The organism is Marivita sp. (assembly GCF_017643905.1).
Taxonomy (GTDB): Bacteria; Pseudomonadota; Alphaproteobacteria; order Rhodobacterales; family Rhodobacteraceae; genus Marivita.
Window position 1 is genome coordinate 1 of record NZ_JAEPMO010000147.1, and the last position, 10239, is coordinate 10239.

The window sequence follows — 10239 nt, forward strand, 5'->3', positions numbered from 1 at the left end:
AAAGGTCGAAAGACAGAGCGTCATGGGAGCAGAGCCGCGAACGTCCGGGCATACCGGGCCGACAGATGACGGCCTCCAGCTTGAATCACGCCATGAGAAGCGCTGCATGGCCCCAAAAACAGTCAAAAATCGAGGTGCCCATTTGTTGTAAATTCTACCCGAAATGGGCGCGATTTACAACAAATGAGACAGGAACAGGCTTGAAGATTGAGCGATAAATGGCTGATAAAAATAAAAATTCCAATAATTTCAATATACCGGTTTTTGCCATCGCCCCCATGATGGATTGGACCGATCGTCATTGTCGGTTCTTCCATCGGCAAATCAGTCGGCAGGCGCTGCTGTATACCGAGATGGTCACGGCCCCGGCGCTGGTGCGTGGGGGGGCGGTGCATCTGCTTGACCACAGTCGCGAGGAGCATCCGGTGGCGCTGCAGCTCGGCGGTTCGGACCCGAGCGAATTGGCTGAGGCGGCGCGGATGGGGGCTGAGGCCGGGTATGATGAAATCAACCTCAATGTTGGTTGCCCGTCTGACCGGGTTCAGTCGGGCACATTCGGGGCCGTGTTGATGAAGACGCCAGCGCTGGTGGCGGATTGCGTCGCGGCCATGAAAGCCGTTGTTGCGGTGCCGGTTACGGTGAAGTGCCGCATCGGGGTTGATGATCAGGACCCGGAAACAGTGCTGCCCGATTTCATACAACGGATTGCAGATGCCGGCTGCGACTACCTCATCATCCACGCGCGTAAAGCGTGGTTGCAAGGATTGTCCCCTAAAGAGAACCGGGACATCCCGCCTCTGGACTACGAGCTTGTCTTTCGCATGGCAGCCCGCTTTCCGGATATGCCGATGTCGATCAATGGTGGTATCGAAACCCTGGATGCTGCCGAGGCGCTGATTGCACGTGGTTTGCACGGTGCGATGATTGGGCGCGCAGCCTACCATCGTCCCTGGGATATTCTGTCCGAGGTCGATGCGCGGCTGTTTGGAGTTCAGCCGATATGCAGGTCGCGGGAAGATGTTATTGACGCGATGCGTCCCTACATCGAAATGCATCTGGATGAGGGTGGCAAGTTGCATCAGATCACACGCCATATGCTGGGGCTCTTTGCAGGGCAGCCGGGCGCGCGCACATGGCGGCGGGTGTTGTCAGAAAAGGCCAACCGGCCGGGTGCCGGTGTTGCGCTTCTTGACGAGGCGCTGGAGCAGATGCGCCAGCCGGACGCGATGACGGGCTGAAGATGCTGAGGGATTGGCCGGATTGCGGCTTTGTGCGTTTCGGGTGGCACACGGATACCTTTCGCTGGGCGCAAGCGGCACATGTGGTTGCTCAGAAGGTCGCGCGGGATCCGGAGATGATCTCGAAATGGCTGCAATGCCAGGGCACCTGGTTTGTCGGTGTCGATGCATTGCCATCGAGTCCCAACGGCTCTGTCTCTGGAGTTCCGCTCGCGGGGCCGGCCAAAGACCGGATCGGGGCAAGAGATGACCTGCATCCAGCGCAGCTTTCGATCATCTATCCGGGGTATCCCCAACCGCGCGCCGGCGAAAAGCAGGCGGCATTCGGATATCGCCTGAAGCGCGATGCTGCCCACATGGATGGTCTGATCGCCGACGGAGAACCAAAGCGGCGGTATCTACGCGAGAGGCATGATTGGATTCTCGGCCTGGCGCTCACCGAGACCTCGCCGGGAGCCAGCCCTCTCGTGGTCTGGGAGGGCAGCCATCTCATCCTTCAAAGCTGCATGATCGAGGCCTTGGGCCATTTGCCAGAAGCAGACTGGCCGTACATCGACATAACGGACGTCTACCAGACGGCCCGAAAGCGCGTTTTCGAGACATGCCGACGGATTCCGCTCTTTACACGTCCGGGAGAGGCGGTTTTACTCAACCCGTTTCTGTTGCACGGCGTCGCGCCTTGGCAGCAGGGTTCAGTTGCGTCTCGTGACGGGCGAATGGTCGCATATTTGCGTCCTGAATCACGTGAATCAGGGCATGACTGGATAAGGCAAAAATAAGGCGTTGCCACATTCAAAAGAGGTTGCCGCGACAATACGCAGGTCGCGGTCGAAACTGTTGCGAGTTTCCTAACAATCTCGTTCAAATTGTCGATTTTATTATGGGGACAGGTTAGGCCGGGCGTAAGTTGAACGCCAATCGGTAATCTTGGGATTAACGTTCAATGGAATACGCAGCACTTTTGGCCCTCACGCTCATTGGCCTGACAGCAGGCCTTTTCGTGGATTCGGGCGACGATGACGACGATACGGATGGCGCAACGGATGGATCCGGCGGCACTGGCTCGGGCGATACGGACACTGGCGGCACGGACACTGGTGGAACTGGTGGCGGTGGCTCCGATCCGGACGGCATTGTCACATCCGACGGTGTGGCCTTTGGCACCGAGGGTGGCGACAGCATCACAGCGACCGCAGGAGCGGAGACCGTCGTCGGCGGCGGAGGTGATGATCAGATCACCGGGAACTCCAGCGACAATATCCTAGACGGTCAAATTGGCGACGACAGCGTTTTTGGCGGCGGTGGCGATGATCAGGTGTTTGGCAGCGAAGGCAATGACTCGGTCGAAGGCAATTCGGGTGATGACCTTGCTGCCGGTGGTTCAGGCAATGACATCATCGCTGGCGGGCTTGGCAATGACTCGCTCTTCGGGGATGCCGGAAACGATCTTCTCAACGGGCAGGAGGACAATGACGTGCTGTCCGGCGGCGATGGCAATGACACCATGTTCGGTGGACCCGGCAGCGACACCTTGTTTGGCAATGCCGGGAACGACAGTCTTGTCGACGGGGATGGTGACGATTCGCTGATCGGCGGCGCGGGTTCCGACACGCTGGACGGCGGCCCCGGTGACGACCAACTCTTTGGCATCTGGGATGGGAATGACGATGCGATCGTGAGTGCGCGCGATCTTGACGATCCTGACGTTCTGTTGGGCGGCGAGGGCAATGACGATATCCAGATGGGCAGTGGCGACACCGCCTTTGGTGAAGGTGGCGACGACGTCTTCTATACCGGCACTTGGGTTGACCCGAACAACGCTCCTGAAATCATCGACTTCGATTCAGATGAAGTGGTGATTGTATCGGTACCCGTCGGCGCCTCTGCATCAGGATCGGTTACAATTGAAACCGACGGGGTGACAGGCGACAGTGTGGTCCAGTTCAATGGTCAGACGGTTGTCGTGGTCTCTGCAGGTGCGGGACCGGTCTCACTTGACCAAATCCTCGTTGTGGAAAGCTCTTCGATCGCGCAACCCACAGTCTGAGTTTCCTGAACCTTATGCCGCGCCAAAAACTGTGATTTTTCAATGGCGCAGGAACATGATAAGCATAGCCGCAGAGTAAGCGGTACCCGAAGGGAAAAGAGATGAGACTTGCCCTGTTGATATTCGCCCTGATCGCGTCTCCCGCGTTCGCGCGCGATGTGCCACCAGAGCCGCCGACCTACGACAAGCCGACCTTCGAGCGTCCGTCGACGCCACCGTCAACGCCACCGAACGGGACGCCGCAGAGTCCGGAAGACCCGGATGATAAACCGCGTCCGGTCAAGGCCGTTCCGAAACCGGCGCCGGTGTCGTGTCCGAAGGTGAAATGCGTCACCGATGAAAACGGTCACCGCCGCGCCATGTTCACGGCGGATGTGCAGCCTGACATGTATTACCTTGGCCGCAATTTCTGCGCCACGGCGCCCAAGGATGTCGAAGTGACGGCCTGCTGTCTCGAGAAAGAGGATCACACCTACCAGATCCTTTACAATGTTCAGGTCAGCAAAAAGGCCCATTGGAAGGCGAAACAATTCTGCACCTGTGTGCTCGAACTGGACTGAAGACGAGATTTACGTCGACGATCAAAAGAACCTCCGGGGCCAATGGCCCCGGTTTTTTGTCTGCGTTCGAAAATTGCCGAACAGGGTAGGTCAGCGCAGCAACCGGGCCGCGCGTCCGCCGCGGCGCTTGGTCAGTTGCCCCGCGCGCGACGGCAGTTCCGCCATGACCGTGCGGCGGGCCTCGGGCGACATCCGCGACCATGCGCCGATCTCGTCGATGGTGCGCAGACATCCTGTGCAAAGACGGCTTTCCGGATGCACCACGCAGATCTTCACGCAGGGGCTTTCGATCTCGTCACGGCTCCAGATGTCGTCTTTCATCGGTGCGGCTTCCTTCATGCGTGCGACTGAATATGGCGCAACCGGTCCAGCGCCCCTTGCAGGATATAGCTTGCGGCCACGTGGTCGATCACCTCTGCGCGACGCTTTCGTGACGTATCCGCCTCCAGCAGTGCTCTTTCTGCCGCAACTGTCGACAAGCGCTCGTCCCAAAAAGTGATCGGACGGTCCCAGAGCGCCGCGAAATTCCGCGCAAAGGCCCGTGTGGACTGGCAGCGCGGGCCTTCTGAGCCATCCATGTTGCGCGGTAGACCAAGCACCAGCCCGGCGATGTCGCGCTTGGCAAGAATCGTCAGCAGCGCTTCAGCGTCCAATCCGAACTTCTTGCGTTTGACGGTCTCGAGTGGTGTCGCCACGCTGCGCATCCCGTCGGACACGGCCACCCCGATGGTCTTGGTGCCAAGATCCAGACCCGCAATCGCCCGCATCGGCGGCAGCACAGAGGCGAATTCAGAGATGTCCTCGTAAATCAAGGGCTTACAGCACCAGTCCGGCGGCGCGTGCACCCTCGCGCACGACCTCAAGCGCGTCAGGATTGTCGGCAAAGACTTCCTGTGCGTTATTCCAGACGGCAATCGCCTGCGCCTCGTCACCCAGAACACCCAATGAGGAGATCAGCCGTGCCCATTCCTCTGGTGTGCCGCCTTCTGTTGCCAGCCGGTCCGACAGGCGCGCGACCATGCCGCGGATCATCTCCTGACGGTCCTCGGCGCTCATCTCGCCTGCGGCTTCGACATCGTCGGCGCTGGGTCCGGGCAGTCCGGCAATCGTAGGCACCTGGTAATCGGAAATCCCGGCGCGGAAGGCCATTTCCTCGATCTGCGACAGGATCGGGGGCAGCCACGCCGAGTCCGCCGGGCTTTGCCGCAGCAGCCGGTCCCATAGCCGGAACGCGACATCGGGCCGTCCGGTCTGCGCCATCATCAAACCCATGTAATAAAGCGACACTCCATTATCCGGCTCACGCGTCAGGGCAGCTTCAAGCACGCGCTCGGCCTCGGGCGACACGTAGCCTCCGGCAGCCAAGACCATCATGTCCGCAAGGTCTGCATAATCCTTGCTGGTGGCCGCATCACCCTTGATCGACAAAACCTGCTGCTGCGCGGTGTAGGCGGCCACGTAATTGCCCATCGCCGCCTCAGACCGCGCCAAGAGCACATGCCCCTGAAGATCGCCCGGTCGCTCTGCAACGGCGCTGCGCAGGCGCTGAACCAGTGCCGCATATTCCGGCTGTATCTCGGTTGCATCCGTCGCCGGGAGCTGACCCTCCGCCTCTTGCTGGGACGGGCGGTTCTGGCGCGCCAGTTCGGCTATCTCCATCCGCGAGGCAAGTCCCAGATCGCCATAGCCCGGAGCGCCGATTTGCGCATAAAGCCAGTAGCTTCCACCGACGAGCGTGGCCGCAATCACCGCCGCGACCACCAGACCCAATGAGCGCGGCTGCGCTCCGGCGTCTCCGGTCAACTGCGTCTTGGCATCCGCCACGAGAATGCGACGCGAAATCTCGGTCCTCAGACGCTCTGCATCCTCGTCGGAAATCACCCCACGGGCCAGATCGCGGTCCACCTCGGTCAATTGGTCGCGGTAGACCTGCAGGTCAAACGCCTCTGCCGGACCGGTGTGCCGCTGACCCCGCAACAGGGCCAACGCCAAAAGGCCGGCCATGCCGATGGCAAGAAGAGCGGTCGCGATCCAGAAAAACGTCATCGTTTGCAAAATCCACAAGCTGTTTCACCGTCATGTATAGCCGCAAGCCGCTTGAAAAAAGGGCAAAACCCCGTGACAAAGCGCCATGTCGCAAAATCACGTCAAAAGGGCGCTGTGAGTATCCGCTTGCCGCCCCGTTCGGTCCACATATCCGTCAAATCACCCAAGCTTCGAGTCGCGCCCCATGAAACGCTATTCCGCCTTTGCCGTTGCCCGTGAAGCCCTCCGCTACCACACCGGATGGGAACGGGCCTGGCGCAAGCCCGAGCCAAAGAAGAAATACGATGTGATCATCGTTGGGGCAGGGGGGCACGGCCTCGCCACCGCCTATTACCTCGGCAAGAATTTCGGCATCAAGAACGTCGCCGTAATCGAAAAGGGCTGGCTGGGCGGCGGCAACACCGGCCGCAACACCACGATCATCCGCTCGAACTACCTGCAGGATCCCTCTGCCGCGATCTACGAAAAGGCGCGGTCTCTCTATGAAACGCTGTCACAGGATCTGAACTACAACATCATGTTCAGCCCCCGTGGCGTGATGATGCTCGCCCAGACCGAACACGAGATCCGCGGTTACAAACGCACCGCGCACGCCAACAACCTGCAAGGTGTCGAGACCCAGTTCATCAGCCCAGCCCGTGTGAAGGAACTGTGCCCGATCATCGAACTCAAAGGTCCGCGCTACCCGGTCCTCGGCGCGCTCTGGCAGCCGCGCGGCGGCACCGCGCGCCATGACGCCGTGGCCTGGGGCTATGCTCGCGCCTGTTCTGACATGGGGATGGACATCATCCAGCAATGTGAAGTCACCGCGATCCGTCAGGAGGGTGGCAAGGTCAAAGGTGTCACCACCACCAAGGGCGAGATCGACTGCGACAAGCTTGGCATTGTCGTCGCCGGTCACTCCGGCGTACTGGCCGAAATGGCGGGCTTCCGTCTGCCCATCGAATCCGTGGCTCTCCAGGCGCTGGTGTCCGAGCCGATCAAGCCCTGCATGGATGTGGTCGTGATGGCCAACACCGTGCACGGCTACATGTCGCAATCCGACAAGGGCGAAATGGTCATTGGCGGCGGTGCTGACGGCTACAACAATTACACCCAGCGCGGGTCGTTCCACCATGTCGAGGAAACCGTCCGCGCCCTGATCGAGACCTTCCCGATGATCTCGCGCCTCAAAATGCTGCGCTGGTGGGGCGGGATCGTCGACATGACCGGCGACCGCTCGCCCATCCTGTCGAAAACGCCGCTCGACGGCTGCTTCATCAACTGCGGCTGGGGCACCGGCGGCTTCAAGGCGATCCCTGGCTCCGGCTGGGGCATGGCCGAGCTGATCGCCAAGGGCTACTCGCCGCTCACCGCAGAATTCGGCCTCAACCGCTTCCGCGAGGGCCGGTTCATTGATGAATCCGTCGCCGCTGGCGTTGCGCACTAGGGAGTAAAGACATGCTATTGATCACCTGCCCCTATTGCGGCGTGGCCGCTGAAGAAACTGAACTGCATGGCGGTGGCGAAGCGCATCTGAAACGCTTTGGTCCCGGCTCCGACGACAGCGACTTCACCGCATACCTGTTCCACCGCGAAAACCCCAAGGGGGTGCATTTCGAACGCTGGCGGCATGTGAACGGCTGCGGCAAGTGGTTCCACGCGGCGCGCTGCACGAACACGCTCGAAGTATTCGGCACCTACAGCGCCCAGACGACGGAACCGCCGAAAGACATCCTCGACACCATCCGCGCCAAACGCCCCGGATTCAAATGGAGGGACATCGCATGACCCTTCATCTTGCCAAGAAAACTCCCGCCGGAGGCTCCGACGCCTCCGCCAGCGCCAAGGTCTGACTTATGAGCACCCGCGTTCAAACCCAGGGCCGCCTGATCAACCGCAACCGGCCTGTGTCCTTCAAATTCAATGGCACCCTGATGAAGGGCTACCAGGGCGACACGCTCGCCTCAGCGCTTCTGGCAAATGACCAGATGCTGATGGGGCGCAGCTTCAAATACCACCGCCCGCGCGGCGTTGTGGCGTCGGGATCCGAGGAACCCAACGCGCTTGTCAATCTCGGCACTGGCAATCAGCTTGAACCGAACCAGCGCGCTACGACGACCGAGATTTTCCACGGCCTGACCGCCACCAGCCAGAACCATTGGCCGTCACTCGATTACGACATCGGCATTGTGAACAACGTGCTCGCCCGCTTCCTGAGCGCGGGCTTCTACTACAAGATGTTCATCCATCCGCGCCCGTTCTGGAAATGGGTCTATGAGCCCTTCATCCGCCACTCCGCCGGTCTGGGCAAAGCCCCCGATGCCGAAGCGCGCGACGAAGACCGTTATGAGCATTTCTACGCCTTCACCGATGTGCTGGTGATCGGTGGCGGGGTGGCCGGTCTGCAATCCGCCCTGACCGCGGCCCGCGCCGGGGCCAAGGTGCTGCTCCTGGAACAGACCCCGCATCTGGGTGGCCGTGCGCCTGTCGACGGTGGAACGATCGACGGCATGCCGCCCGAGGCTTGGGTCGAGAAAGCCCGTGCCGAGCTTGAGGCGTTGCCCAACGCACAGATCCGCACCCGCACCATGGGTGCAGGGGTTTACGACCACGGCTACGTTCTGGGCTACGAACGCCTGACCGACCACGCGCCCGAAGTCGCTGGCCCGCGCCACCGCCTGTGGCGCATTCGGGCGCAACAGATCATCACCGCAACCGGGGCCATCGAACGTCCGCTCAGCTTTGCAGGCAACGACATTCCCGGCGTGATGCTGGCGTCTGCCGTGCGCGACTACCTTGTGAACTACGGCGTCAGCCCCGGTGACCGCACCGTGGTGGTCACCAACAATGACGACGCCTACCGCACCGCGATTGTGCTGGTGCAGGCGGGCCTCAAGGTGCCAGCGATCCTCGACGCCCGCCCGCAGGGTGGTGGTGCGCTGATGGACGACGCCAAGGCGCTGGGTATCCGCGTTGAAACCGGCGCGGCAGCAGTCAAGGTCAAAGGCGCGAAACGTGTGCATTCGGTGTGTCGTGGCGTGCAGGCGGGCGAAGGCGAAGTGCTGGAAGAGATATTCTGCGATGCCGTTGCCATGTCCGGCGGCTGGTCGCCCGTCGTGCATCTCTGGTCCCATTGCGGCGGCAAGCTGACATGGGATGCCGATCAGGCCGCCTTCCGTCCCGATCACGACCGCGCGCCCACAAGCCATGACGGCAACCCGTTTGTCATCGCCTCCGGTGCTGCCGATGGTGCGTTCCACCTCAAGGACGTGCTGCAGAACGCTGCGAACGCTGGAGAAACCGCCGCAGGGCGTGTCGGTGCTGAAGAGGGTGACAGCGCCGCGCCAAGCGGCGATGCGCCCGATGAAGCGCCGCTTGTTCCGGTCTGGATGATGCCGCAGGGCGCGCAGAAGAAGCTGCGCATGAAGGCATGGCTGGACTACCAGAACGACGTGAAAGTCTCTGACGTGCAACTGGCCGCGCAGGAAGGGTTCGAGTCGGTCGAACATACCAAGCGGTACACCACGCTTGGCATGGCGACCGATCAGGGGAAACTCAGCAATATCAATGGACTCGCGACTCTTGCTCATGCATTGGATGAAGAAATTCCGCGCGTCGGCACGACCACCTTCCGCCCGCCCTATACCCCCATCTCGATGGGTGCGATCGCCGGTGAAGCGCGCGGCGAGATTTTTCAGCCGATCCGCAAGACCCCGATGCACGGCTGGCACGAAGCAAACGGTGCGCATTGGGAACCGGTCGGCCATTGGCGGCGTCCCTATGCGTTCCCGCGCAAGGGCGAAAGCGTGCATGACGCGGTGAACCGCGAAGTGCTTGCCACCCGCAAGAGCCTCGGCCTGCTAGACGCCTCGACCCTTGGCAAGATCATCGTCAAGGGGCCGGACGCGGGCCGCTTCCTCGACATGCTCTACACCAACATGATGAGCACGCTGAAACCGGGCAAGTGCCGCTACGGGCTGATGTGCACCGAAAACGGGTTCCTGACCGATGATGGCGTGGTCGCGCGGATCGACGAGGACACGTTCGTCTGCCACACCACCACCGGCGGCGCGGACCGCATCCATGCCCATATGGAGGAATGGCTGCAAACCGAATGGTGGGACTGGAAGGTCTGGACCGTCAACGCCACAGAGCAGTTCGCACAGGTCGCCGTCGTTGGCCCCAACGCCCGTAAGCTTTTGGAAAAGCTGGGCGGCATGGATGTGTCCAAAGAGGCGCTGGCCTTTATGGAGTGGAAAGACGGCGAACTGGGTGGCTTCCCCGTGCGGGCCTATCGCATCTCGTTCTCGGGTGAACTCAGCTATGAAATCGCCGTTCCGGCCAATCTGGGCCGCGCGTTCTGGGA

At 61.1% G+C, this 10239-nt stretch carries 10 protein-coding genes; 7 read left to right on the forward strand and 3 right to left on the reverse strand.

Annotated features, from left to right (window positions below):
* Positions 1–218: 218 nt before the first annotated feature.
* From dusA to JJ869_RS18945, 4 genes are all read left to right on the forward strand, one after another.
* Positions 219–1238 (forward strand): tRNA dihydrouridine(20/20a) synthase DusA, encoded by a 1020-nt coding sequence (dusA, locus tag JJ869_RS18930; RefSeq protein WP_292269536.1) that lies wholly within the window; start codon positions 219–221, stop codon positions 1236–1238.
* A gap of 116 nt (positions 1239–1354) precedes the next feature.
* Positions 1355–2017: a hypothetical protein gene (locus JJ869_RS18935; protein ID WP_292269539.1), complete on the forward strand. Its 663-nt coding sequence runs from the start codon at positions 1355–1357 to the stop codon at positions 2015–2017.
* Positions 2018–2181: 164 nt separating this feature from the next.
* Positions 2182–3285 carry a calcium-binding protein gene (locus JJ869_RS18940; RefSeq protein ID WP_292269540.1) on the forward strand — a complete coding sequence of 368 codons (1104 nt, stop codon included), beginning with the start codon at positions 2182–2184 and terminating at the stop codon, positions 3283–3285.
* Positions 3286–3386: 101 nt separating this feature from the next.
* The gene (locus tag JJ869_RS18945) at positions 3387–3845 is read left to right on the forward strand and encodes a hypothetical protein (protein ID WP_292269542.1); all 459 of its coding nucleotides are present in this window, start codon (positions 3387–3389) and stop codon (positions 3843–3845) included.
* 90 nt (positions 3846–3935) lie between these two features.
* On the opposite strand, the gene JJ869_RS18950 is transcribed toward JJ869_RS18945, so the two are convergent.
* Genes JJ869_RS18950 through ccmI form a run of 3 tightly spaced genes read right to left on the reverse strand, consistent with a single transcriptional unit; the run spans position 3936 to position 5891 of the window.
* Complete coding sequence (locus JJ869_RS18950) at positions 3936–4166, reverse strand: DUF1289 domain-containing protein (protein ID WP_292269544.1); 231 nt, start codon at positions 4164–4166, stop codon at positions 3936–3938.
* A 14-nt stretch (positions 4167–4180) separates the two neighbouring features.
* On the reverse strand, positions 4181–4657 hold the full coding sequence (ruvX, locus tag JJ869_RS18955) for a Holliday junction resolvase RuvX (protein ID WP_292269547.1): 477 nt from the start codon (positions 4655–4657) through the stop codon (positions 4181–4183).
* A 4-nt stretch (positions 4658–4661) separates the two neighbouring features.
* Positions 4662–5891, reverse strand: a complete 1230-nt coding sequence (gene ccmI, locus JJ869_RS18960) for a c-type cytochrome biogenesis protein CcmI (protein WP_292269549.1) — start codon at positions 5889–5891, stop codon at positions 4662–4664.
* A 184-nt stretch (positions 5892–6075) separates the two neighbouring features.
* Between ccmI and JJ869_RS18965 the strand changes: the two genes are divergently transcribed.
* The 3 genes from JJ869_RS18965 to JJ869_RS18975 all read left to right on the forward strand — a co-directional run.
* On the forward strand, positions 6076–7320 hold the full coding sequence (locus JJ869_RS18965) for a sarcosine oxidase subunit beta family protein (protein ID WP_292269551.1): 1245 nt from the start codon (positions 6076–6078) through the stop codon (positions 7318–7320).
* Between the two features lie 11 nt (positions 7321–7331).
* Positions 7332–7661, forward strand: a complete 330-nt coding sequence (locus JJ869_RS18970) for a sarcosine oxidase subunit delta (RefSeq protein ID WP_292269553.1) — start codon at positions 7332–7334, stop codon at positions 7659–7661.
* A gap of 68 nt (positions 7662–7729) precedes the next feature.
* Positions 7730–10239: FAD-dependent oxidoreductase (locus JJ869_RS18975; protein ID WP_292269555.1), on the forward strand; the 2510-nt coding region annotated here is incomplete at its 3' end.